Consider the following 24010-nt stretch of genomic DNA (forward strand, 5'->3'; position numbering starts at 1 on the left):
GGGAACCAAACGCGAAAAAGGGGCCGCTTGGGCCCCTTTTCCTTCTTCTCTTCTTTCCGCGCTTACTGCGCGGCGGTGACCATGTCGGTCAGCATCGGCTCGGCGACCTCGACACCCGAGGCCTTGCGGCGCTCGTCGATGATCAGCTCGTCGCGCGAGGTGGCGATGCGCCGGATCTGGCTCATCGTGCCGCCGGTGCCGGCCGGGATCAGACGGCCGACGATGACGTTTTCCTTTAGGCCCTGCAGCATGTCGGTCTTGCCGGCAACCGCCGCTTCGGTGAGAACCCTCGTCGTCTCCTGGAAGGAGGCGGCCGAGATGAAGGACGGCGTCTGCAGCGAGGCCTTGGTGATGCCGAGCAGCACTGGCTGGCCTTCGGCCGGCTTCTTGCCGTCCTCGATCAGCCGCTCGTTGACCTCTTCCAGCTCGATCACGTCGACGTGGTCGCCCGGAATGTAGGTCGAGTCGCCCTGCGTGGTGATCTCGACCTTCTGCAGCATCTGGCGAACGATCACCTCGATGTGCTTGTCGTTGATCGACACGCCCTGCAGGCGATAGACCTCCTGGATTTCGTTGACGAGGTAGGACGCAAGCGCCTCCACGCCCTTGATGGCCAGGATGTCATGCGGCGCCGGATTGCCGTCGAGGATGTAGTCGCCCTTCTCGATGACGTCGCCGTCCTGGAGATGGAACGGCTTGCCCTTCGGAATCAGGTATTCGACCGGCTCAAGCGTCGAGTCATGCGGCTCGATGATGATGCGGCGCTTGTTCTTGTAGTCGCGGCCGAAGCGGACCGTGCCGTCGATCTCGGCGATGATGGCGTGGTCCTTCGGACGGCGTGCCTCGAACAGTTCGGCAACACGCGGCAGACCGCCGGTGATGTCCTTGGTCTTGGCGCTTTCCATCGGGATACGTGCCAGCACGTCGCCGGGCCGGACATGCGCGCCCGGCTCGACCGAAAGGATCGCCTCGACCGAGAGCAGGAAGCGGGCATCGCCGCCCTTCGACAGCTTGCCGACCTTGCCCTTGGTGTCATGCACGACGATCGCCGGCTTGAGGTCGTTGCCGCGTGGCGTCGAACGCCAGTCGATAACCTCGCGCTTGGTGATGCCGGTCGATTCGTCAGCCGTTTCCTGGACGGAAATGCCGTCGACCAGATCCTCGAACTGCACCTTGCCCTCGATTTCGGTGAGGATCGGGCGGGTATAAGGATCCCACTCGGCGATACGCTGGCCACGCTTCACCTTGTCGCCATCGTCCACGAAGATGCGCGAACCGTAGGTGACCCGGTGCGTGGCGCGTTCCTTGCCGGCTTCGTCGAGGATCAGCACCGCCATGTTGCGGCCCATGACCATCTGCTGGCCGTCGGAGTTGCGCACCACGTTGCGGTTGCGGATCTCGACCTTGCCCTCATACGAGGCTTCAAGGAACGAGCTATCCACCACCTGCGCGGTACCGCCCATGTGGAAGGTACGCATGGTGAGCTGGGTGCCCGGCTCGCCGATCGACTGCGCCGCAATGACGCCGACGGCTTCGCCCTGGTTGACCGGGGTGCCGCGGGCAAGATCGCGTCCGTAGCAGACCGCGCAGACGCCGACCCTGACCTCGCAGGTCAGTGCCGAACGGATGCGGACCGACTGCACGCCGGCCTTTTCGATCTGTTCCACGTCACGCTCGTCCATCAGCGTTCCGGCCTTGACCAGAACCTCGCCCGACACCGGATGGTTGATGTCGTCGAGCGCCGTACGGCCCAGCACGCGCTGGCCGACGGAAGCGACGACCTGGCCGGCATCGACGATCGGCTGCATGGTGAGGCCCTTGTCGGTGCCGCAGTCGACCGAATTGACGATGCAGTCCTGCGCCACGTCGACCAGACGACGGGTGAGATAGCCCGAGTTCGCCGTCTTCAGGGCGGTGTCGGCCAGACCCTTGCGGGCGCCGTGGGTCGAGTTGAAATACTCGAGCACGGTCAGGCCTTCCTTGAAGTTCGAGATGATCGGCGTCTCGATGATTTCACCCGACGGCTTGGCCATCAGGCCGCGCATGCCGGCGAGCTGGCGCATCTGGGTGGGCGAGCCACGCGCACCGGAGTGCGACATCATGTAGATCGAGTTCATCGGCTTCTGACGGCCATTGTCCTCAAACTCGACCGCCTTGATGCGGGCCATCATCTCGTCGGCGACCTTTTCCGAGCACTTGGCCCAGGCGTCGACGACCTTGTTGTACTTCTCGCCCTGCGTGATCAGGCCGTCATTGTACTGCTGCTCGTATTCCTTGGCCAAAGCCTCGGTGTCGGACACCAGCTTGATCTTGGCGTCCGGGATCAGCATGTCGTCCTTGCCGAACGAAATGCCGGCGCGGCAGGCGTGGCTGAAGCCGAGGGCCATGATGCGGTCGCAGAAAATGACCGTCTCCTTCTGACCGCAATGGCGGTAGACGGTGTCGATCATCTTGGAGATGTTCTTCTTGGTCATCTCCTGGTTGGCGGTCTCGTAAGGCACGTTGACGTTCTTCGGCAGCAGCTCGCCGATGATCATGCGGCCAGGCGTGGTGTCGTGGATCTTCGACACGACCTTGCCTTCGGCGTCGACCGTGCGGAAGCGACCCTTGATCTTGGCGTGCAGCGTCACCGCCTTGGTCTCGAGCGCATGCTGGAGTTCGCCCATATCGGCAAACACCATGCCCTCGCCCGGCTCGTTCTGGTTGACGATCGAGAGATAGTAGAGACCGAGAACCATGTCCTGCGACGGCACGATGATCGGCGCGCCGGAGGCCGGGTGCAGGATGTTGTTGGTCGACATCATCAGCACGCGGGCTTCAAGCTGCGCTTCCAGCGACAGCGGCACGTGAACGGCCATCTGGTCGCCGTCGAAGTCGGCGTTGAAGGCCGTGCAGACCAGCGGATGCAGCTGGATCGCCTTGCCTTCAATCAGGATCGGCTCGAACGCCTGGATGCCGAGGCGGTGCAGCGTCGGCGCGCGGTTCAACAGCACCGGATGCTCGCGGATGACCTCGTCGAGGATATCCCAGACTTCCGGACGCTCCTTCTCGACCAGCTTCTTGGCCTGCTTGACGGTCGAGGAGAAACCCTTGGCGTCGAGGCGGGCGTAGATGAAGGGCTTGAAGAGTTCGAGCGCCATCTTCTTCGGCAGGCCGCACTGGTGCAGCTTGAGCTCCGGACCGGTCACGATGACCGAGCGGCCCGAATAGTCGACGCGCTTGCCGAGCAGGTTCTGGCGGAACCGGCCCTGCTTGCCCTTCAGCATGTCGGACAGCGACTTCAGCGGACGCTTGTTGGCGCCGGTGATGACGCGGCCGCGGCGGCCGTTGTCGAACAGCGCGTCGACGGCTTCCTGCAGCATGCGCTTTTCATTGCGCACGATGATGCCGGGCGCGCGCAGCTCGATCAGCCGCTTCAGGCGGTTGTTGCGGTTGATGACGCGGCGATAGAGGTCGTTCAAATCGGACGTGGCGAAACGGCCGCCGTCCAGCGGGACGAGCGGGCGCAGGTCCGGCGGGATCACCGGAACCACCTTCATGATCATCCATTCCGGACGGTTGCCGGACTCCATGAAGTTCTCGACGACCTTGAGCCGCTTCAGATACTTCTTCTGCTTCAGCTCGGAAGTGGTCGAGGCCAGCTCCGAACGCAGGTCGCCGGCGATCTTCTCCAGGTCCATGCCGGCGAGCAGGTCATGAATGGCCTCGGCGCCGATCATGGCGGTGAATGAATCCTCGCCATACTCGTCGACGGCGATCATGTACTCTTCCTCGCTGAGCAGTTGGTGCTCCTTCAGCGCGGTGAGGCCTGGCTCGGTGACGATGTAGTTCTCGAAGTAGAGGACGCGCTCGATGTCCTTCAGGGTCATGTCGAGCAGCGTGCCGATGCGCGACGGCAGCGACTTCAGGAACCAGATATGAGCGACCGGAGCGGCGAGCTCGATATGGCCCATGCGCTCGCGGCGAACGCGCGACAGCGTGACTTCGACGCCGCACTTTTCGCAGATGACGCCCTTGTACTTCATGCGCTTGTACTTGCCGCACAGGCACTCATAGTCCTTGATCGGGCCGAAGATGCGCGCGCAGAACAGGCCGTCGCGCTCCGGCTTGAAGGTGCGGTAGTTGATGGTCTCCGGCTTCTTGATCTCGCCGAACGACCAGGACAGAATCTTCTCAGGGCTGGCGAGCGAAATCCGGATGGAATCGAACACCTGCGCCGGCGCCTGGGGATTGAAGAGATTCATGACCTCTTGGTTCATGCCGTTCTCCTTTTCGGGGTCCTCGAAAACCCCTTGCATCTAGCGCGGGCCGAATGCCCGCTGACTGGTCGGCCCACCGGCCGAAGAATACTTTTTGGTTGAGCATGATCTTGGCCGAAAACCGGTAGCCACTTTTCGGGATCATGCTCGAAGGCGCGTCGCGGCTTTCCGCGGCGCGCCATTGCCTTACTCGGCTGCGCCCCTATTCGGCAGCATCTGGCAGCCGGACAGGGTTGTCGTCGAGCTTGGTGTTCTCCAGCTCGACATTGAGGCCGAGAGACCGCATTTCCTTGACGAGAACGTTGAAGCTCTCTGGAATGCCGGCCTCGAACGTGTCGTCGCCTCTGACGATCGCCTCGTAGACCTTGGTGCGGCCGGCGACGTCGTCCGACTTCACCGTCAGCATCTCCTGCAGCGTGTAGGCGGCGCCGTACGCTTCGAGCGCCCAGACCTCCATTTCGCCGAAGCGCTGGCCGCCGAACTGCGCCTTGCCGCCCAGCGGCTGCTGGGTGACGAGCGAGTACGGTCCGATCGAACGCGCGTGGATCTTGTCGTCCACCAGGTGGTGAAGCTTGAGCATGTAGATATAGCCCATCGTCACCTTGCGATCGAACGGCTCGCCGGTGCGTCCGTCATAGAGCTGCGACTGACCGCTGGTGTGCAGGCCCGCCTGCTCCAGCATGACGTTGATGTCGGCCTCATGCGCGCCGTCGAACACCGGCGTCGCGATGGAGACGCCGCGGCGCATCTGTTCGCTGAGGCGAACGACGCTCTCGTCGTCATACTCGCGAACCGGCTCGTTGCGGTCGTTGGCCGGCATGAAGCTTTCGAGCGTCTTGCGCAGCGGCTTGATGTCGCCACCCGCCTTGTACGCATCAATCAGCTCGCCGATCTTCCTGCCCATGCCCGCGCATGCCCAGCCCAGATGCGTTTCCAGGATCTGGCCGACATTCATGCGGCTCGGCACACCCAGCGGGTTGAGCACGATATCGGCATGCGTGCCGTCCTCGAGGAAAGGCATGTCCTCGACCGGAACGATGCGCGACACGACACCCTTGTTGCCGTGCCGGCCGGCCATCTTGTCGCCGGGCTGCATCTTGCGCTTCACGGCCACGAAGACCTTGACCATCTTCATGACGCCCGGAGGCATTTCGTCGCCGCGCTGCACCTTCTCGACCTTGTCCATGAAGCGCTGCTCGAGCGCCTTCTTGGAATCGTCGTACTGGCCGCGCAGCGCTTCCAGTTCGCTCTGGAGCTTTTCGTTCTCCACCGCGAACTGCCACCACTGCGAACGCGGATACTCGTCGAGCGTATCCTTCGACAGCTTCGAGCCCTTCTTGAAGCCCTTCGGCCCGGCAATCGCATCCTTGCCGACGAGCGTGTCGGACAGGCGCGAATAGACGTTGCGGTCGAGGATCGCCTGCTCGTCGTCGCGGTCTTTGGCCAGGCGCTCGATCTCCTCGCGCTCGATTGCCATGGCGCGTTCGTCCTTCTCGACGCCGTGGCGGTTGAAGACGCGAACTTCGACGACGGTGCCGAACGTGCCCGGAGGCATGCGCATGGAGGTGTCGCGAACGTCCGAGGCCTTTTCGCCGAAGATGGCGCGCAGGAGCTTTTCTTCCGGCGTCATCGGGCTTTCGCCCTTCGGCGTGATCTTGCCGACCAGGATGTCGCCCGGCTGCACTTCCGCGCCGATATAGACGATGCCGGCCTCATCGAGGTTCTTCAACGCTTCTTCCGAGACGTTCGGAATGTCGCGCGTGATTTCCTCCGGTCCGAGCTTGGTGTCGCGCGCCATGACCTCGAACTCCTCGATGTGGATCGAGGTGAAGACGTCGTCGGCCACGATACGCTCGGAGAGCAGGATCGAGTCCTCGTAGTTGTAGCCGTTCCACGGCATGAACGCGACCAGCACGTTGCGGCCGAGCGCCAGATCGCCGAGCTCGGTCGACGGACCGTCGGCGATGATGTCGCCCTTGTTGACGCGGTCGCCCATGCGCACCAGCGGACGCTGGTTGATGCAGGTGTTCTGGTTCGAACGCTGGAACTTCATCAGCCGGTAGATGTCGACGCCCGACTTGCCGGGATCGAGATCTTCCGTGGCGCGGATGACGATACGCGTCGCGTCCACCTGGTCGACGATGCCGCCGCGGCGGGCGCCGATGGCGGCGCCCGAGTCACGGGCAACGATCGGCTCCATGCCGGTGCCGACGAACGGCGCCTCGGCGCGCACCAGCGGCACGGCCTGACGCTGCATGTTCGAGCCCATCAGCGCGCGGTTGGCGTCGTCGTTCTCGAGGAACGGGATCAGCGCCGCGGCGACCGAAACCATCTGCTTCGGCGACACGTCCATCAGGTCGACGTTCTCGCGCGGCGCCATCATCACTTCGCCGGCGTTACGGCAAATGACGAATTCGTCGACGAAACCGCCATTCTTGTCGAGCTCGGCATTGGCCTGCGCGACATGGTGCTTGGCTTCTTCCATCGCCGACAGATAGACGACCTCATTGGTCAGCTTGCCGCTGACGATCTTGCGGTACGGGCTCTCGATGAAGCCGTACTTGTTGACGCGTGCGAAGGTCGCCAGCGAGTTGATCAGACCGATATTCGGGCCTTCCGGCGTCTCGATCGGGCAGATGCGGCCGTAATGCGTCGGGTGCACGTCGCGCACCTCGAAGCCGGCGCGCTCGCGGGTCAGACCGCCCGGTCCAAGCGCCGAGAGACGGCGCTTGTGGGTGATCTCCGACAGCGGGTTGGTCTGGTCCATGAACTGCGACAGCTGCGAGGAACCGAAGAACTCGCGCACGGCGGCAGCCGCTGGCTTGGCGTTGATCAGGTCCTGCGGCATCACCGTGTCGATCTCGATCGAGGACATGCGTTCCTTGATCGCGCGCTCCATGCGCAGCAGGCCGACGCGGTACTGGTTCTCCATCAGCTCGCCGACCGAGCGCACGCGGCGGTTGCCGAGATTGTCGATGTCGTCGATCTCGCCCTTGCCGTCGCGCAGTTCGACCAGCGTCTTGACCACGGCCAGGATGTCGTCCTTGCGCAGCACGCGCACGGTGTCCTCGGCCTTGAGCTCGAGGCGCATGTTCATCTTGACGCGGCCGACGGCCGACAGGTCGTAGCGCTCGCTGTCGAAGAACAGCGAGTTGAACATGGCTTCGGCGGTCTCGAGCGTCGGCGGCTCGCCGGGGCGCATGACACGATAGATGTCGAACAGCGCGTCCTGGCGGCTTTCGTTCTTGTCGACGTTGAGCGTGTTGCGGATATAGGCGCCGACATTGACGTGGTCGATGTCGAGCACCTGGATCTCATGCTCACCGGTGCCGAGCAGCACCTTCAGCGTCTTCTCGTCGATCTCGTCGCCGGCCTCGAGGAAGATCTCGCCGGTGCCGTAGTTGACGATGTCCTCGGCCAGATAGTTGCCGAGCAGGTCCTCGTCGGTCGCCTTGATCGCCTTCAGGCCCTTTTCGCCAAGCGCCCTCGCCTGGCGGGCGGTGATCTTCTTGCCTTGCTCGACGACGATCTCGCCGGTGTCGGCATCGACGAGGTCGCCGACGGCCTTGAGGCCACGGAAACGCTCGACGTTGAACGGAATGCGCCAGTGGTCGCCGGCGCGCTTGTAGGTGATCTTGTTGTAGAAGGTCGACAGGATCTCTTCGCCGTCCATGCCGAGCGCCATCAAGAGCGATGTCACCGGGATCTTGCGGCGGCGGTCGATACGGGCGTGCACGACGTCCTTCGAATCGAACTCGATGTCGAGCCACGAACCACGATAGGGGATGACGCGCGCGGCAAACAGAAGCTTGCCCGACGAGTGCGACTTGCCCTTGTCATGGTCGAAGAAGACGCCCGGCGAACGGTGCATCTGCGAGACGATGACGCGCTCGGTGCCGTTGACGATGAAGGTGCCGTTCAAGGTCATGAGCGGCATGTCGCCCATGTAGACGTCCTGCTCCTTGATGTCCTTGATCGACTTCGCGCCGGTATCCTCGTCGATATCGAACACGATTAGGCGCAGCGTCACCTTCAGCGGCGCGGCATAGGTCAGGTCGCGCTGACGGCATTCGTCAACGTCGAATTTCGGTCCTTCGAACTCGTACTTCACGAACTCCAGCATCGAGGAGCCGGAAAAATCGGAAATCGGGAAGACCGACTTGAAAACAGCCTGCAGTCCCTCGTCCGGACGCCCGCCCTTGGGCTCGTCCACCATCAGGAACTGGTCATAGGATGCCTTTTGAACCTCGATCAGGTTCGGCATCTCCGCAACTTCCGGGATCTTTCCGAAGAACTTGCGTACGCGTCTGCGGCCATTGAAAGTCTGGGTCTGGGCCATCGTCGCTCCTTAGCTCTAAACTCGGGACGAGCCTCGCCGCGGCTCGCCTTGCATTCCGGGCCGCCTTGGCGGCAGCCCCTGTCTGTTGTCCCGCCACCTGTCGGCGGCCGGGCTAGAACGGGAGAAAACCCGTTTCCTGAAGGCCGGTTTCGGCCCTCAGGAAAGAGGTTCTCATACGTCTCGCGTTACGCAGCCTCCCTTCACGCCAAGGGAGTGGCGGACGGCGCGAGGCCGCCCGCCATTATTCAACGCTTACTTCAGGTCGACCTTGGCGCCGGCTGCTTCCAGCTGGGCCTTGAACTTGTCCGCGTCGGCCTTGGAAACGCCTTCCTTGACCGGCTTCGGAGCCGCCTCGACCAGATCCTTGGCTTCCTTGAGGCCAAGACCGGTGATGGCGCGGACTTCCTTGATGACGTTGATCTTCTGGGCGCCGGCGTCGGTGAGGACGACGTCGAATTCGGTCTTTTCCTCGACCGGAGCAGCAGCGGCGGCAGCACCACCGGCAGCGGCAACCGCAACCGGAGCAGCAGCCGAAACGCCCCACTTTTCTTCCAGAAGCTTCGACAGCTCAGCCGCCTCGAGGACGGTCAGCTTCGAAAGGTCGTCTACGATCTTTGCGAGATCAGCCATTGTTGTATTCCTTCATAAGGTTCGAACGTGTGTTTGTGATAGCGAGGAACGGCCTCATGCCGCCTCGTCCTTCCGGGCGTAAGCGCCGATGACACGCGCGACCGAAGCCGCGGGCGCATTGACGATCTGGGCGATCCGGGTTGCCGGCGTGGCGATCATGCCAACCAGCCTGGCGCGCAGCTCGTCGAGCGACGGAAGTGTGGCGAGTGCCTTCACACCGTCGGCGTTGAGCGAGGTGGTGCCCATTGCGCCGCCGAGAATGACAAGCTTGTCATTTCCCTTGGCGAAATCGGACGCGACCTTCGGCGCCGCAATCGGATCCTCCGAATAGGCGATCAGCGTCTGTCCCTTGAACAGGTCGATGATCGATGCGGAGTCCGTGCCCTGAAGAGCGATTTTGGCGAGACGGTTCTTCGCGACTTTGACGGTGCCACCGGCAGCGCGCATTTTCGACCGAAGGTCGTTCATTTGCGCGACGGTGATACCGGCGTAGTGGGCCACGACGACTGAACCAGCGCTTGTAAACGCATCATTCAGGCCCGTGACGAGTTCGCGTTTTTCCGCTCTGTCCACTGCCTATCTCCAGTTGACCCCTGCCCCTATGCGAGGACAGGCGTCGGGTTGCCTTTTGCCGGCCGGGCCATCCAGTAACGGATCTCCCGAACGACGCTCGAGGATCCTGCCCCCTTTCGCCACATCAGCCGGCAAGCCGGGTGATGCGCAGACAAAAGGCAAACACGGTTCGAACCTTTCATTGGAGCACTTGCTCCGTTGTCGGGTCTTCACCCGTCTCATGCAGGCCCAGATGAATTAAGGCGTTTGGGCCGCCTGCAATCTCGGACAGGATGTCCGGAAGCCTCTCGACTTCCGGTACCGGGCCGCCAACAGGTCGGAGGCCCGGAATTCTTTTGCAGATCAGCCTTTTAGCGGCCGATCAGGATAATTCGTATCAGGACGCTGCGAGCGTCGAGACGTCAAGCTTGAGGCCCGGACCCATCGTCGAGGTGACCGACACCTTCTTGACGTAGTTGCCCTTGGCGCCAGTCGGCTTGGCCTTGGTCACCGCATCGGCGAAGGCCCGCACATTCTCTTCCAGCGCCTTGACGTCGAACGAGACCTTGCCGACGCCGGCCTGGACGATGCCGGCCTTCTCGACGCGGAACTCGACCGCACCACCCTTCGACGCCTTGACGGCGGCGGCGACATCGGTGGTCACGGTGCCGACCTTCGGGTTCGGCATCATGCCGCGCGGGCCGAGCACCTTACCGAGACGGCCGACCAGCGGCATCATGTCCGGCGTGGCGATGCAGCGATCGAAGTCGATCGTGCCCTTCTGGACGATCTCGACCAGATCCTCGGCGCCAACGACATCGGCGCCGGCGGCCTTGGCTTCCTCGGCCTTGTCGCCACGTGCGAACACGGCGACGCGGACCGAGCGGCCGGTGCCGTTCGGCAAATTGACCACGCCGCGGACCATCTGGTCGGCATGGCGCGGGTCGACGCCGAGGTTCATCGCGACTTCGATGGTCTCGTCGAACTTCACCGAAGACCGCTCCTTGAGCAGCTTCAGCGCTTCACCGAGCGCATAGGCCTTGTTGGGGTCGATGCCTTCGCGGGTCTTCGATACACGCTTTGCAATCTTTGCCATGATCTCAGCCCACCACTTCCAGGCCCATCGAACGGGCGGAGCCTTCGACCATGCGCATGGCGGCTTCGACGTCGTTCGCGTTCAGGTCCTTCATCTTCTGCTCGGCGATGGCGCGCACCTTGTCGCGGCCGATCGTGCCGGCCTTGACCTTGCCCGGCTCCTTCGAGCCCGACTTGAGGTTCGCGGCCTTCTTCAGGAAGTAGCTCACCGGCGGCGTCTTCATGACGAAGGTGAACGACTTGTCCTGGTAGTAGGTGATGACGACCGGGATCGGCGATCCCTTTTCCATTTCCTGGGTCTGCGCGTTGAACGCCTTGCAGAACTCCATGATGTTGATGCCGCGCTGACCAAGCGCCGGGCCGATCGGGGGCGACGGCGTAGCCGAGCCCGCGGCAACCTGGAGCTTGAGCTGGCCTGCAACTTTCTTAGCCATCTCTCTTCCTGCCTTTTCTCATGCCGGCCCCACTATCGGGGAACACCGGCGGTTGCAGTCTGGTGGTGCGGTTCCCGCGGCCGGCTAAGCCCACGTTCGCCTCCCACCCGTTCATGGCTGCGCGAGATACCGCGCCGCCTGTCCTGCCGCCATCAGGCGCCAGGGTACCCGACGCCTTTTCGGCGCAGGTATTCGGATCAGCCCTTTTCGACCTGTCCGAATTCCAGATCGACGGGCACCGCGCGCCCGAAGATCGAAACTTCCACCTTGAGCCGCGCCCGCTCCTCGTCCACTTCCTGGACGAAACCGTTGAACGACGCGAACGGACCGTCCGATACGCGGATCGCCTCGCCGATCTCGAAAGTGACCGACGGCTTCGGCCGCTCGACGCCTTCCTGCACCTGGTTCAGGATGCGCTGCGCCTCGGTCTCGGTGATCGGCACCGGCTTGGAGTCACCAAGGAATCCGGTGACCTTCGGCGTGTTCTTGACCAGCGAAAACACCGCGTCGGTCAAATTGGCCTTCAACAGCACATAGCCCGGAAAGAACTTGCGCTCGGCATCGACCTTGCGGCCGCGGCGTATCTCGACGACCTTTTCGGTCGGCACCACGATCTGTTCGATATCCGCGGACAGGCCCTTCTGCTTGGCCTTGTTCTCGATGTCCTCGGCGACCTTTTTTTCAAAGTTCGAATAGGCGTGGACGATGTACCAGCGCGCAGTCATTTCACGACTTCTCCGTAATCGCCGGACTTAACGTCCAAGCCCCAGAATCCACTCGATCGCGTAGCCCATGGCCACGTCGGCGGTGAAGAAAAAGATCATCGCGATGACCGCGAACACCAGCACCATCACCGTCGAGATCATCGTTTCGCGCCGCGACGGCCAGGTTACCTTGGCGGTCTCCGCGCGAACCTGCTGGAGGAAGGTGAAAGGATTTGTGGTTTTCGAAGCCATATGCCGCTCTGTCTTCAAGACCCGTTGGCCGGGTCTCCTGGATGATCCCGCAGGCCGGGACGTGCCGCCTGGGCTTCATGTTGGCGCCGAATCAGCGCGACCATTTCGCCCATGCAAATCGGACGCGTAAAGCCGGCTTCCCAGCTCCACGCGTCGCGTGTCTGTTTCGTCTACATAAAACCGATTCTTGATCCACGCAAGTGGCAAGTGTCCGCTTTATGGCCAAACGCCGCATCGGAACCATCCAGTCGTTCCGTCCCGGCTATGAGCGCCTTATGCCCCAATCGCGCTAATATGGCAAGCCTGCCGCCGGTTTTCAATGCGGAGGGCGCCGAGAAGGTCAAACAAGACCAGGACGTCGAATTTGGCCATTTCGGGAAATGGCACGGGCAGCAGGGCTCGAACCTACGACCTGCGGTTTTGGAGACCGCCGCTCTACCAACTGAGCTATGCCCGTACACGCGCTCTTCGGCGCAGGCGCTTCCTAAAAGCTTCCGCGCGCGCTGTAAAGAGCGGTCTGATCATATCCTTTGCCAGAAATCGGGATAGGTGACGACCAGCCCTTCCCCGTCGATCTCGACCTCGCGGCTGAAGCCGCTGACCAGGGATTCGTAGAAATAACGCCTGTCTTCCTCCAGACAGGTGTAGCGCTGCGGATTCCTGACGACGCGTAAATCCGGAAATTCGATGAAGGCCGTGGCGATCTCGGCGATCTCGCCACGCCTGAGCCGCAACCGCCGGATCGGCAGCGTGTTGGTGAAGGGCGTGACGGTGAGATCGGGATCGAGTGCGCCCGTCAATTCGGCGACCGGCACGCCGTCCTTCGACCAGTTGCCTAGGCCGTCCGTGGTGAGCACGACCCTTGCGCCACCAACGACATTGACCTCGACCTGCTTCGTGCGCCAGTCGGTCCTGCAGGCAATGCGGTAGTGCACGGCGAAGGGCTCGGCATCAGCCGAGACCGCGACAGACTCGGCCGATATGCCGTCCGCACTCTGCCGCAGCACGAGATGTTCGACGCCAGGCCCCTGCCACTGCCGCCAGCGAACGATGCCGGTCGTCTCCTGTTTCGGCATAGTTAGGCTTTCCCGCCCGGCGGCGTGTATGGCCCGCCGGGCACGCCCCAGCCCCAGGCCGGCATCGGCTCTGTCTGCGGATCGCAGGTCTCGCCGAGGTTGGAATTCATCTTCGCCAGCCGCGACCCCCATTCGACATAGCCCATGAAGGCGGAGCGGAACTCGGGATCGTCCGGCAGGCCGATTTCGTCGGCGGCGTCGGCCAGCAGGTTGATCCAGCGGCGGCGCTGCTCTTCGCTCAGATGCTTGCCGAGATGATGCATCACCATCTCGCGATGACCGCCATGCTTTTCGCTGTAGGTCTTCGGCCCGCCGAAAACCTCGCCGATGAAGGCCGCGACATGGGCTGGATGGTCCGGCGACATGTGCTTGAACACCGGGCCGATGACCGGGTCGCGCCCCACTTTGTCGTAGAAGGTCTGCGTCAGCCGGTTCAGCGCCTCGGTGCCGCCGGCCCATTCGAACAATGTCGGGATGTCCTTGCTCATATCGATCCTCGCCTCTCGATCGCCGCGGACGATAGCGGAAACATCGAGCACGGCTCAACCTGCCTCGATGGTTAGTCCGGACGCCGTCGCGCTACAGACGGGCGGGCGCGTCGGCCTGGGCGTTGGGCGACGGCACCATGCGGCAGGTGTCGGGTTTCGGCGACGCATTGCAGATCGTGGCGCCGGTCAGCGCGTCCACCGATTGGGGCCCGGTCGTCAGCCCGACCTTCAGCATCATCTCGGGTTCGAGCTGGCGCTCGACCGAGCGCCGCTCAATCGCTGTGAACAGGCCGGGACCGATCGCCATCTCCTCCAGGTAGGCCTTGACCACCTGCCTCTGTCCCATCAGGTAGAGGCTAAGCCGCGCCTGGGGACCGACAAGCCGTCTTGCGCCGCCGGCAAGCATGAGCGCGCAAGCCGAATCGCACTCCGCGCCCGCATCGATGCTCAGCCCGGCATAGGCGCCGTCATCGGCCAGGCAGTCCGCCTTTGCCGGGTCGCAGCCAACGAAATCGGTGCGGGCAACGGCGACGTCGAGCTTCTTTTCATGGATTAGTCGTCCAGCCGCCAGAGCGCTGGACAGGTCGCCTCCCCGTGAGCTGATCACCACAGGCAGCCGCCGGTTGCCAAGCGTGGCGAGCAACTGGCGCAGCTTCTGCGGCGTCTGAGGCGTAATCGCGCCTTCCGCCGAGATCCATTCCGGGCAGTCGGGGTTGCAAAGCGGATTGATGCCGCGAACCACGACAAAGCGCATATCCTGTTCACGCAGCGCGATCTCGGGTTGGGCCGGTGGGACCTCGGCTGGTTCGGACCCGGCCGGCAACGCGGGTCTGTTCGCCGGTATCTCCCGGCAGTTCGCGGGCAGCGGATTGGCGCGGCATATGGTTCCCGCGGTGAACAGGTCGACGGAATCCAGGCTGGTGACGAGGTCCATCCGCAGCATGCTCTCCGGGACCAGCTGGTGGATGCCGCTGGCGGGCGTGTTCTTCATCGTTGTGAGCACGCCCTGGCCGACGCCCATCTCCTTCAGATAGGCCGCCAGCCTCTTCTCGACCGCCTTGCTCATCTCGTAGGTCTTGTAGCTGCCGGCGTTCTTGCGGCTGACGACCTTGGTGCCGATGATCTTCTTCTTGCCATTCACCACGCGATAGGTGGTCCGGTATTGCAATTTCGTCTTGACGTAGGTGGTCGTGATCTGGTGGACGCCGAGAAAGGCCCATTGCCCGACCACACGGCGGACCCCGCCGGAAAACATCAGCGGACAGGCGGAATTGCAAATGGAGCCGTCGGCATAGGCAGTGCCGAAATAGCCAGCACCCTTGCCCTCACTGTCGGTGCAGTCCTTCTCATCCGGCAGGCAGCCCTCGAACCGGGTCTTGCCGACGGCGATATCGAGCTTGTTCTTGCGGATCAGCCGGCCAAGCGCCAGCGCCGCATCGACATTGCCGCCGGGAGAATCGACAACAACAGGCAGCTTGCGGCCGCCAAGTTTCTTGAGCGCGCGCTTGAGCAGCGCCGGCGTGCCGGCTTCAATCGTGCCTTCCGCCGAAATCCATTCGGGACAGGTCGGCTCGCAACCCGGCGCATTGCTGCGCACGACGACAAACCGCATCGGCGGGCCAAGATCGGATTCTCTAGCATCCGCCGCTAACGCAGCATGCCCCATGACCAACAGGGACACCAGGCAAACCAGCCCCAGCGACCACCACGCCTGATTGTTCAAACGATGCCCTGGAACCACTTGCCGGCAAGCTCCCCAATGCAACCTATACTAGTTGCGGCAGCGGCGCTTGCAACAGCTTTGAAACATCGTGCGGCCTCGTCCGGTCGAGGGCACGGCCGGAACGAAAAAGGGCGGCCCTGAGGACCGCCCTTTCCATTTCGAACTCCGGCCGAGGCCGGCGTTGATTACTCTTTGATGGTGACGACGATGCCGGCACCTACGGTGCGGCCGCCTTCACGGATGGCGAAGCGCAGCTGTTCCGGAAGGTTGGCGCAACCTGTCGCACACGCGCCGATCGTGGCTTCATGCCTATGGTGTGTACGGGCCGTTCGTCACACCCCAAGCCGGCCACGGGCCTATCCCGCTAGGGCCGTCACAGGCTTCACCGAGGTTTGGATTCGTCGCAACCACCCGCAATTTGCCATCCATGTCTGTGCAGGCCATCAAGGTCAGGTTGGATTCAGGATTGGTCGCCTGCGTGGCCGGTTGAAAAAGTGGGACTTGAGCCGGTTGAGAAGGTCCGGTCTTCGCCTTGATCGCTGCCACCTCAGCCGGCTTGGCGGCAGCCGTTTGTCCGCCGCCCGGCTTATTCGCCGGTATTTCCCGGCAATTCGGCGCCAACTTGTCGAGCATGCACAGGCTTGCGCTGGTAAACTTCTCTACAGTGTCCGTGCTGGTGGCTAATTTCATCGTCAGCATATCGTGGAGGGTGATCTGCCGGATGTCGCTGGCCGGCGTCGCCTTCATTGTGTCCAGCATGCCCTGTCCAACACCCATCTCCCGGAGATAGGCCGAGAGCTTCCTCGCGAACGCCTTGCTCATTTCATAGGTCTTGTAGCTTTCGCCTTGAGTGATGGTTTCCGTGGTGATCCGATATTTTTTGCCCCGTTTGATGCGATAGGTGGTTCGATAGTGCCGTGTGGCGGGGAAATAGGTGGTGGTAATCTGATGAACACCCAGATAGGCCCAGCCACCGGCCAGGCGGCGGACGCCTCCGGCGAACATCAGCGGACAGGCGGAGTTGCACATGGCACCGCCATCAGACGCAATGCCGAAATAAGCGGCGCCCTTGCCGTCATTGGCCCGGCAATCTGTCATACCGGGCCAACAATCGGAAAACTTGGTCGTACCGATGGCGATATCGAGCTTGTTCTTCCGAATTATCCGGCCAAGCTGGAGCGCCGCGTCGACATTGCCGCCCGGAGAATTGACGATGATCGGCAATTTGCGGCGGCCGAGCGTCTTCAATATGCGCTTGAGCTGCGCTGGCGTGCCGGCTGCGATGGCGCCTTCCGCCGAAATCCATTCCGGACAGTTGGGCTCGCAGCCGGCCGCGTTGCTGCGCACGACGGCGAACTGCATATCCGAGAAATTGTTGGACACTATGGCTGGAAGGGACCAGGTGTTCGGATTCCATGTCCTCGGATCGGACGGTGTCTTCGGGTAAAAATCCTCGGCCTTCGCGGTGAAGGCAACTATCACCATCGCAAGCATCGGCACCAGGCGAACCAGCCCGTGCCACCACCTAGCCATAGTGCCTGAACGGCGTCCCCGAGCCACGCTTGTCAAAAGCCCCCTTGACGCAACCTATAATAGTTGCGGCAACGGTGCTTGCAATAGCTAGAAACAACCGCGCAATACTTACTCTGCCTGGAGCCAGTATACGAAAAAGGGCGGCCCCGAAGACCGCCCTTTCCTTCTCGATCCGGCGGATGCCGGCGTCGATTATTCCTTGATGGTGACGACGATGCCGGCACCGACGGTGCGGCCGCCTTCACGGATGGCGAAGCGCAGCTTCTCTTCCATGGCGATCGGCACGATCAGCTCGACATCGACCGTGATGTTGTCGCCAGGCATCACCATCTCGGTGCCTTCCGGCAGCGACACGATGCCGGTCACGTCCGTGGTGCGGAAGTAGAACTGCGGACGGTAGTTGGTGAAGAACGGCGTGTGACGGCCACCCTCGTCCTTGGTCAGGATGTAGGCTTCGGCCACGAACTTCTTGTGCGGCTTCACCGTGCCGGGCTTGGCCAGGACCTGGCCGCGCTCGACGCCTTCACGGTCAACGCCGCGCAGCAGCGCGCCGATGTTGTCGCCCGCCTGGCCCTGGTCGAGCAGCTTGCGGAACATCTCGACGCCCGTGCAGGTCGTCTTGGTGGTCGGACGGATGCCGACGATTTCCAGCTCCTCGCCGACCTTGACCACGCCGCGCTCGACGCGGCCGGTCACCACCGTGCCGCGGCCCGAGATCGAGAACACGTCTTCGATCGGCATCAGGAACGGCTTGTCCAGCGGACGAACCGGCGTCGGGATGTAGGCGTCGACCTGAGCCATCAGCTCGCGGATCGCGTCCTCGCCGATCGTCTTGTCGCTATCTTCCAGAGCCGCCAGCGCCGAACCCTTGACGATCGGAATGTCGTCGCCGGGGAATTCGTTCTTGGTCAGAAGCTCGCGAACCTCGAGCTCGACCAGCTCGAGCAGCTCGGCGTCGTCGACCTGGTCGACCTTGTTCAAAAACACCACGATCGACGGCACGCCGACCTGGCGGGCCAACAGGATGTGCTCGCGGGTCTGCGGCATCGGACCGTCGGCGGCCGACACGACCAGGATCGCGCCGTCCATCTGCGCGGCACCGGTGATCATGTTCTTCACATAGTCGGCGTGGCCGGGGCAGTCGACATGGGCGTAGTGGCGGTTGGCCGTCTCGTATTCGACGTGGGCCGTCGAGATGGTGATGCCGCGGGCCTTCTCTTCCGGCGCCGCATCGATCTGGTCATAGCGCTTGTATTCGCCAAAATACTTCGTGATCGCCGCCGTCAGCGACGTCTTGCCATGATCGACGTGGCCGATCGTGCCGATGTTCACATGAGGCTTAGTGCGCTCGAATTTACCTTTTGCCATAGTCTCTTTCCTTGGACGGCCTGGACCTTCAGTTCAGTCGAATGCGGGGCGATTAGCGACTACGGCTGCAAAACACAAGTGCCTTGTGGCTGAGCGCTCTCTCAGTCGGTCCGAACCTGCGATCCGATTTTCGGGGGATAAGGCGTGGATATAGGAACGCCAGCCGGGAAATGAAATAGGCGAGCGCCCCGGCTCATCAGAAGCGATATCCCCCTGCCCTTGCCGGATTTACAGCGCCGGCCTGGCCCATTGCCGCCACGGCATCGGTCTGATTTGTTCGGCCAATGCAGTTCATTCCCACAAACATCCGCGGCCCGTTGTTCATGGTCGTTTCGACCGGGTTCTACCTGGTCAACGACACGATGATGAAGCTCGCGACCGAAGGGCTGCCGTCCTACGAGGTGCTGTTTCTGCGCGGCGTCGCCGCCAGCCTGTGGGGAATGCCGCTGTTGCTGCTGCTCGGTTATGGCAAGCAGGTGCCGCTGCTCCTCGACAAAAGGGTTTTGCGCAGGAATCTGCTCGAACTGGCGGCGATCCTTTGCTACGTGGTGGCGCTGGCCAACATGCAGATCGCCGATGCCACCGCGCTCGGGCAGATCACGCCGCTGCTGATGCTGGTCGGCTCCTCGATCCTGTTCGGCGAACGGATCGGCGGCGCGCGCATGGCGCTGATCGGGCTCGGCTTCATCGGCGCGCTGATGGTGGCGCAGCCGACGATGCAAGGGATATCGGTCTACGCCTTGCTGGCGCTCGGCAATGCGGCGCTGTCGGCGGCACGCGATCTCGCCGGCCGCAAGGTCGGGGCAGACGTTCCGGGGATGATCGTCGCCATGTCGGCGGTCCTGGTGGTGCTGGTGGGCGCCGGCGCTGCGCATCTGGTTTCCGAGCCATGGGTGATACCCGAGGCCCGTCACCTGGCGCTGATCGCAGGCGCCGGTTTCTTCCTGATCTTCGGCCATTTCTTCATCTTCATGGCCTATCGCGTCGGGCCGACGAGCGCGGTGGCGCCATTCTACTATAGCTTCACCGTCTGGGCGGTTATCTCCGGCCTGCTGGTGTTCGGGCAGTTTCCCAATGCAATTGCCGTCTGCGGCATCCTGCTGGTGGTGGCAAGCGGTCTCGCCATCGTGTCGCTCGACGAGCGCAGGCGCCGGCTGACCGTCGTCGCCTGATCCCTAGACCAAGCCGCGTTCGACCAGCGGCCGCTTGGACATGAAGTGCAGGAAGTTGCGCGGCGTTCTGGGGAAAATGAGGCGGCCGTCACGCCAGGTTGCCGGATCGCCGTAGACATTCAGCGTCGAGGGATCGCCGGCATCGCCCTCGGGAATGCCTCCCCATCTGCCTGGGTCGTAATAGTCGACCAGAAAGCCATAGTCGTAGCGGCAGAACCGCATTGCCTTGGCCAGCGCCTCGGGCGACATGTCCGATGGCCCGAATTTCGTTGCCGCCGCCTGCAGGCGAGGCAGATCCAGCGCCCGTCCGCCGAGAGCGGAAAAAAACGCGCCGACTTCGTCCATGCGCTCAAACCTGAAGACCCGCTCGAACTGAAACAGGTTGCTGCCGGTGAAATGGCGCACCGACGCGACATGGAACCGGACCTCCCACGAACACGCACAATATTTCTCGATGTTCAGGATGAACGTATCGAGATCCGGATCGACGGGGATGCCGAAGCCTTCGAGCTTGTCCTTGTCAACCGACGGCCTGGCCATCACCCGGGCGTCGCGGATCCGGCTGGAATAGGCCGAGAGAAGCCGCTCCAGCGGATCGCGAATGATGGTGAACCGGCGCTTGTGCGCGTCGCGAAGCGGGTGGAAGGGATCGACATGATTTGTCGGCAGATGGCTGTGGACTTCGTTGTCCGGGTCGGGAAAATCGATGTCCTTCCCGCCAAGTGCAATCAACGCATATTTGACGCTGCTGCTGCCGCTTTTCGGGATCGGATAGTAGGTGACCGCAAGCTCTTTCGATTCAATCGCCATTGCCGTCCCCCTGCATTTGTTTGCACGCAGCGCCCGACCCGAGGCCTGCAGTGACGCCGCCAGTCACCGCGGCATCGCGCAGCCTCTACACGTGAGGGCTGGACCTGCCAACCGCAGGGCGGGATGCTTTTCAGGCAGTTGCTGGAAGTGCTGTGGCCGGTTTTGTTGACGATCTTGCGCCGATGAAGCCGGCGACGACATCCGGCGCGCTGCGCCTCGGTGTTCATGATCCTGGTGGAATCTGGAGCGGGTAGCGGGAATCGAACCCGCATATTCAGCTTGGAAGGCTGCTGCTCTACCACTGAGCTATACCCGCATCGTCTCAAGGCTCACGGGCTGGCAGTGGTGGAGAGGGTTGGATTCGAACCAACGTAGGCTAAGCCAACGGATTTACAGTCCGTCCCCTTTAACCACTCGGGCACCTCTCCAGCCTGCCGTCGAAGCCTTGCAACGAGGCATTCTCGCCGATCAGGTCGAAACCTTAGTCTTGTCCGAAATCAGCGAAGCGCCTTATGGCGGCAAGGCCTTTGGGTGTCAACCGCAACCTCTCGGCAAAATGCGCTGAATTTGACACCCCGCCCGGCAAGCCGGCTTTCTGCCAGTATCCATGGCCCGACGACACGGCTATAGAAGCCCGCCATGAGCAACGACACCAAGCCCAAGACCCCGAAAGACACCCATTACGCCAAGCTGCGTCGCGCCCACCGCGACGAGAAGGCCGGCGGCGCGCCGGAATTCCGGCCGCGCCAGCCAGTGCCGCCCGGCGAGAACGCGGCGGACGGGCTGGTCAGGCTTTACGGCTTGCACACGGTGCGGGCGGCCCTCGACAATCCGCGCCGGCGGATCAAAAAAATGCTGGTGACGCGCAACGCCGCCGAACGGCTGGCGCTCGCCGATCTCGCCGCCTTGCCCTTCAAGGCCGAACTGGTCGAACCGAAGGAGATCGACAGGATCACCGGTTCGGACGCCGTGCATCAGGGCGTGTTGATCGAGGCCGAGCCGTTGAAGCCGAAGCGCCTCGACACGCTTGGCGACACAAAACTGGTGCTGGTGCTCGACCAGGTCACCGACCCGCACAATGTCGGTGCCATCCTGCGCTCGGCGGTCGCCTTCGGCGCCGGCGCGCTGATCACCACGGCCCGCCACAGCCCGCAGGAATCCGGCGTGCTGGCGAAATCGGCCTCCGGCGCGCTGGAGCATATCGACCAGATCGAGGTGAAGAACCTCGCCGACGCGCTGGGCCAACTGCACGAAGCCGGCTTCCAGACCATCGGCCTCGATTCGGACGGACCGGCCGAGCTCGAAACGAGCTTTGCCGGCAACAGAATAGCGCTGGTGCTGGGTGCCGAAGGCAAGGGCCTGCGCCAGAAGACGCGTGAGACGGTGACGACGCTGGCCAGGCTAGACATGCCGGGCGCGATCAGGTCGCTCAACGTGTCAAACGCAGCAGCGGTGAGCCTTTATGCGGCGAGGAAGTTCTTAGCGAGTAGCGAGTAGCGAAATCAGATCTCAGCCCATGATTTCAACCCTATTCGCTATTCGCTATTCGCTTCTATCCTACCTCATGCCCCGCCATCCGCTCCAGCGCCCTCACCAGCGCAGAGTGATCCTCCTTCGCCCCGCCATTGGCCGCGCATGAGTTGAACAGCTGCTGCGTCGTCGAGGTGTTGGGTAGCGAAACACCAAGCGCCTTGGCGCCTTCCAGCGCGAGATTAAGATCCTTCTGGTGCAGTTCAATCCGAAAACCCGGCGCGAAGGTGCGCTTGACCATGCGCTCGCCATGCACTTCGAGGATGCGTGAGGCGGCCAGCCCGCCCATCAGCGCCTGCCTGACCTTGGCCGGGTCGGCGCCGGCTTTTGATGCAAAAACAAGTGCTTCGGCGACAGCTTCAATGGTCAGAGCGACAACGATCTGGTTGGCGACCTTGGTGGTCTGCCCGACGCCGTTCGGCCCGACCAGCGTGATGTTCTTGCCCATCTTTTCGAAGACGGGTCGCGCGCGTTCAAACGCCTTGTCCTCGCCGCCGACCATGATGGTCAGCGACGCCGCCTTGGCGCCGACCTCACCGCCCGACACCGGCGCGTCGAGATAGTCGCAACCGAGATCGTTGATCTTCCTGGCGAACTCTTTGGTCGCGATTGGTGAGATCGAGCTCATGTCGACGACCAGCTTGCCCTTGGTGAGGCCGGACACGACACCGTTCTCGCCGAACAGAACGTCGGCGACCTGCGGGGTGTCGGGGACCATCAGGATGACGATGTCGGCCGCTTTCGCCACGGCGTCATGGCCGCTGACGGTTTTCAAGCCTTTGCCGATCAGGTCTGCCGGCGGTTTGGAACGATGATCGCTGGAGACGACTGTGTAGCCGGCATCCAGCAGATGCCCCGCCATCGGTGCGCCCATGATGCCGAGGCCGATGAAGCCGATGGTTTCCATTGTTGTTCTCCTGAAGTCTTTGTTCGTCGAAAGTTAGCGCTGCCCCTCATCCGCCTGCCGGCACCTTCTCCCCGTATAGTGACGGGGAGAAGGGAAGCGCTCCAACGCCGGCGCCCCCCTCTCCCCGTCTCTATACGGGGAGAGGGTAAGGGTGAGGGGCAGTGCCAATGCTTCGCAATACTGGCGCCTAAGCCGCCGCGCTCCCCTGCCCGGCAAACGCCCTGAACCACCCAAGCCCAGCCTCCGTCCCCGCCTTCGGCTTGTATTCCGCGCCGATCCAGCCGGCATAGCCGATGCGGTCGATGTGCTCGTAGAGGAAGGGATAGCTGATCTCGCCCGTCCCCGGCTCGTTACGGCCGGGATTGTCCGCAAGCTGGATATGCGCGATGCGGCCGAGGTTGGCCTCGATGGTACGGGCGAGATCCCCCTCCATGATCTGCATGTGGTAGATGTCGTATTGCAGGAACAGGTTCTTCGATCCGATGCGGTCGATCAACGCCAGCGCCTGGTCGGAATGGGTGAGGAAGAAGCCCGGAATGTCGCGGGTGTTGATCGGCTCGATCAGCAGCCGGATGCCGGCCTGCTCCAGCGTCTCGGCCGCGAAGGCCAGGTTCTCGGCGAAGACGTCCTCCAGCACGGAGCGATCCGCACCTTGCGGCGCGATGCCGGCGAGGCAGTTGATCTGCTCGCAGCCCAGCGCATGCGCATAGCTGATTGCCTTGGCGACGCCTTGCCGGAATTCCGGCACGCGGTCCGGCAGCACCGCAATGCCGCGCTCGCCCTTGCCCCAGTCGCCGACCGGCAGATTGAACAGCACCTGTGTCAGGCCATTCTTCTTCAGCCTTGCGGCGACCACTTCGGGCGCGTGGTCGTAGGGGCCGATATATTCGACGCCCTTGAAGCCGGCGCGGGCGGCGGCATCGAAGCGGTCGAGGAAATCATGCTCGCCAAAGAGCATCGACAGATTGGCTGAAAAACGCGGCATTCTTTTTCTCCTTTTTTGCCTGCCCTAGGCGTGTTGAGATTCAGGTCAGGCAGCGCCGAAAACGGTGGCTTCCGAGAACCGGAGCGGAGCGTACTTAAGGTACGTGAGCACCGGAAGCGCAGGAAGCCGCCGTTTGCAGGCCGGCCTCACCTG

General features: G+C 62.8%; 18 protein-coding genes, 3 tRNA genes and 1 pseudogene. 2 read left to right on the forward strand and 20 right to left on the reverse strand.

All coding sequences use genetic code 11. From position 1 onward, the window contains the following. Positions 1–62: 62 nt before the first annotated feature. The 15 genes and pseudogenes from rpoC to tuf form a co-directional block, all read right to left on the reverse strand. Entirely contained in the window at positions 63–4259 is a 4197-nt protein-coding gene (gene rpoC / locus A6B35_RS19910) for a DNA-directed RNA polymerase subunit beta' (RefSeq protein ID WP_006202132.1), read from the reverse strand. A 202-nt stretch (positions 4260–4461) separates the two neighbouring features. Next, positions 4462–8598 carry a DNA-directed RNA polymerase subunit beta gene (rpoB, locus tag A6B35_RS19915; protein WP_006202133.1) on the reverse strand — a complete coding sequence of 1379 codons (4137 nt, stop codon included), beginning with the start codon at positions 8596–8598 and terminating at the stop codon, positions 4462–4464. A gap of 252 nt (positions 8599–8850) precedes the next feature. Beyond that, a complete protein-coding gene (gene rplL / locus A6B35_RS19920) occupies positions 8851–9228 on the reverse strand; it encodes a 50S ribosomal protein L7/L12 (RefSeq protein WP_006202136.1) in 378 nt (125 codons plus the stop codon). Positions 9229–9282: 54 nt separating this feature from the next. Continuing rightward, positions 9283–9801, reverse strand: coding sequence for a 50S ribosomal protein L10 (gene rplJ / locus A6B35_RS19925; RefSeq protein ID WP_006202138.1), 519 nt, complete (start codon positions 9799–9801; stop codon positions 9283–9285). A 376-nt stretch (positions 9802–10177) separates the two neighbouring features. Continuing rightward, positions 10178–10876 (reverse strand): 50S ribosomal protein L1, encoded by a 699-nt coding sequence (rplA, locus tag A6B35_RS19930; protein ID WP_006202139.1) that lies wholly within the window; start codon positions 10874–10876, stop codon positions 10178–10180. Between the two features lie 4 nt (positions 10877–10880). After that, a complete protein-coding gene (gene rplK / locus A6B35_RS19935; RefSeq protein ID WP_006202140.1) occupies positions 10881–11309 on the reverse strand; it encodes a 50S ribosomal protein L11 in 429 nt (142 codons plus the stop codon). Positions 11310–11506: 197 nt separating this feature from the next. Continuing rightward, a complete protein-coding gene (gene nusG, locus A6B35_RS19940) occupies positions 11507–12034 on the reverse strand; it encodes a transcription termination/antitermination protein NusG (RefSeq protein WP_006202141.1) in 528 nt (175 codons plus the stop codon). A 27-nt stretch (positions 12035–12061) separates the two neighbouring features. Next, positions 12062–12265 (reverse strand): preprotein translocase subunit SecE, encoded by a 204-nt coding sequence (secE, locus tag A6B35_RS19945; protein ID WP_006202142.1) that lies wholly within the window; start codon positions 12263–12265, stop codon positions 12062–12064. A gap of 381 nt (positions 12266–12646) precedes the next feature. After that, positions 12647–12722: transfer RNA gene (locus A6B35_RS19950), tRNA-Trp, on the reverse strand. A gap of 64 nt (positions 12723–12786) precedes the next feature. Then, entirely contained in the window at positions 12787–13341 is a 555-nt protein-coding gene (locus A6B35_RS19955; RefSeq protein ID WP_006202143.1) for a putative glycolipid-binding domain-containing protein, read from the reverse strand. Between the two features lie 2 nt (positions 13342–13343). After that, positions 13344–13829 carry a group II truncated hemoglobin gene (locus A6B35_RS19960; RefSeq protein WP_006202144.1) on the reverse strand — a complete coding sequence of 162 codons (486 nt, stop codon included), beginning with the start codon at positions 13827–13829 and terminating at the stop codon, positions 13344–13346. A gap of 91 nt (positions 13830–13920) precedes the next feature. Then, a complete protein-coding gene (locus tag A6B35_RS19965; protein WP_040582740.1) occupies positions 13921–15570 on the reverse strand; it encodes a COG3904 family protein in 1650 nt (549 codons plus the stop codon). Between the two features lie 167 nt (positions 15571–15737). Further along, positions 15738–15818 (reverse strand): annotated as a pseudogene (locus A6B35_RS37530) (EF-Tu C-terminal domain-related protein); the annotation flags it as partial. Between the two features lie 43 nt (positions 15819–15861). Then, complete coding sequence (locus tag A6B35_RS19970; RefSeq protein WP_139032207.1) at positions 15862–17052, reverse strand: hypothetical protein; 1191 nt, start codon at positions 17050–17052, stop codon at positions 15862–15864. A 225-nt stretch (positions 17053–17277) separates the two neighbouring features. Continuing rightward, positions 17278–18453, reverse strand: a complete 1176-nt coding sequence (gene tuf, locus A6B35_RS19975; RefSeq protein ID WP_006202147.1) for an elongation factor Tu — start codon at positions 18451–18453, stop codon at positions 17278–17280. Between the two features lie 284 nt (positions 18454–18737). On the opposite strand from tuf, the gene A6B35_RS19980 reads away from it, so the two are divergent. Beyond that, positions 18738–19625, forward strand: coding sequence for a DMT family transporter (locus A6B35_RS19980; RefSeq protein ID WP_065518239.1), 888 nt, complete (start codon positions 18738–18740; stop codon positions 19623–19625). A 3-nt stretch (positions 19626–19628) separates the two neighbouring features. On the opposite strand, the gene A6B35_RS19985 is transcribed toward A6B35_RS19980, so the two are convergent. From A6B35_RS19985 to A6B35_RS19995, 3 genes are all read right to left on the reverse strand, one after another. Next, positions 19629–20435 (reverse strand): sulfotransferase family 2 domain-containing protein, encoded by an 807-nt coding sequence (locus tag A6B35_RS19985; RefSeq protein ID WP_065518240.1) that lies wholly within the window; start codon positions 20433–20435, stop codon positions 19629–19631. 242 nt (positions 20436–20677) lie between these two features. Continuing rightward, a tRNA-Gly gene (locus A6B35_RS19990) sits at positions 20678–20751 on the reverse strand. Positions 20752–20778: 27 nt separating this feature from the next. Continuing rightward, positions 20779–20863, reverse strand: a tRNA-Tyr gene (locus tag A6B35_RS19995). A 211-nt stretch (positions 20864–21074) separates the two neighbouring features. On the opposite strand from A6B35_RS19995, the gene A6B35_RS20000 reads away from it, so the two are divergent. Then, positions 21075–21932: a TrmH family RNA methyltransferase gene (locus A6B35_RS20000; RefSeq protein WP_006203009.1), complete on the forward strand. Its 858-nt coding sequence runs from the start codon at positions 21075–21077 to the stop codon at positions 21930–21932. Positions 21933–21987: 55 nt separating this feature from the next. Here A6B35_RS20000 and A6B35_RS20005 read toward each other — a convergent pair whose 3' ends face one another. Beyond that, positions 21988–22872 (reverse strand): 2-hydroxy-3-oxopropionate reductase, encoded by an 885-nt coding sequence (locus A6B35_RS20005; RefSeq protein ID WP_006203010.1) that lies wholly within the window; start codon positions 22870–22872, stop codon positions 21988–21990. Between the two features lie 187 nt (positions 22873–23059). Next, entirely contained in the window at positions 23060–23857 is a 798-nt protein-coding gene (gene otnI, locus A6B35_RS20010; RefSeq protein ID WP_006205130.1) for a 2-oxo-tetronate isomerase, read from the reverse strand. Positions 23858–24010: the final 153 nt, after the last annotated feature.

The organism is Mesorhizobium amorphae CCNWGS0123 (assembly GCF_001686985.1).
GTDB lineage: Bacteria > Pseudomonadota > Alphaproteobacteria > Rhizobiales > Rhizobiaceae > Mesorhizobium > Mesorhizobium amorphae.

Bases quoted from the DNA above. Each gene is read 5' to 3' on its own strand.
- tuf (WP_006202147.1), bottom strand. From the start codon at position 18,453: ATGGCAAAAGGTAAATTCGAGCGCACTAAGCCTCATGTGAACATCGGC.
- A6B35_RS20005 (WP_006203010.1), bottom strand. From the start codon at position 22,872: ATGGAAACCATCGGCTTCATCGGCCTCGGCATCATGGGCGCACCGATG.
- rplL (WP_006202136.1), bottom strand. From the start codon at position 9,228: ATGGCTGATCTCGCAAAGATCGTAGACGACCTTTCGAAGCTGACCGTC.
- A6B35_RS19960 (WP_006202144.1), bottom strand. From the start codon at position 13,829: ATGAGCAAGGACATCCCGACATTGTTCGAATGGGCCGGCGGCACCGAG.
- otnI (WP_006205130.1), bottom strand. From the start codon at position 23,857: ATGCCGCGTTTTTCAGCCAATCTGTCGATGCTCTTTGGCGAGCATGAT.
- A6B35_RS19985 (WP_065518240.1), bottom strand. From the start codon at position 20,435: ATGGCGATTGAATCGAAAGAGCTTGCGGTCACCTACTATCCGATCCCG.
- nusG (WP_006202141.1), bottom strand. From the start codon at position 12,034: ATGACTGCGCGCTGGTACATCGTCCACGCCTATTCGAACTTTGAAAAA.
- A6B35_RS19955 (WP_006202143.1), bottom strand. From the start codon at position 13,341: ATGCCGAAACAGGAGACGACCGGCATCGTTCGCTGGCGGCAGTGGCAG.
- rplK (WP_006202140.1), bottom strand. From the start codon at position 11,309: ATGGCTAAGAAAGTTGCAGGCCAGCTCAAGCTCCAGGTTGCCGCGGGC.
- secE (WP_006202142.1), bottom strand. From the start codon at position 12,265: ATGGCTTCGAAAACCACAAATCCTTTCACCTTCCTCCAGCAGGTTCGC.
- A6B35_RS19980 (WP_065518239.1), top strand. From the start codon at position 18,738: ATGCAGTTCATTCCCACAAACATCCGCGGCCCGTTGTTCATGGTCGTT.
- rplA (WP_006202139.1), bottom strand. From the start codon at position 10,876: ATGGCAAAGATTGCAAAGCGTGTATCGAAGACCCGCGAAGGCATCGAC.
- rpoC (WP_006202132.1), bottom strand. From the start codon at position 4,259: ATGAACCAAGAGGTCATGAATCTCTTCAATCCCCAGGCGCCGGCGCAG.
- rpoB (WP_006202133.1), bottom strand. From the start codon at position 8,598: ATGGCCCAGACCCAGACTTTCAATGGCCGCAGACGCGTACGCAAGTTC.
- A6B35_RS20000 (WP_006203009.1), top strand. From the start codon at position 21,075: ATGAGCAACGACACCAAGCCCAAGACCCCGAAAGACACCCATTACGCC.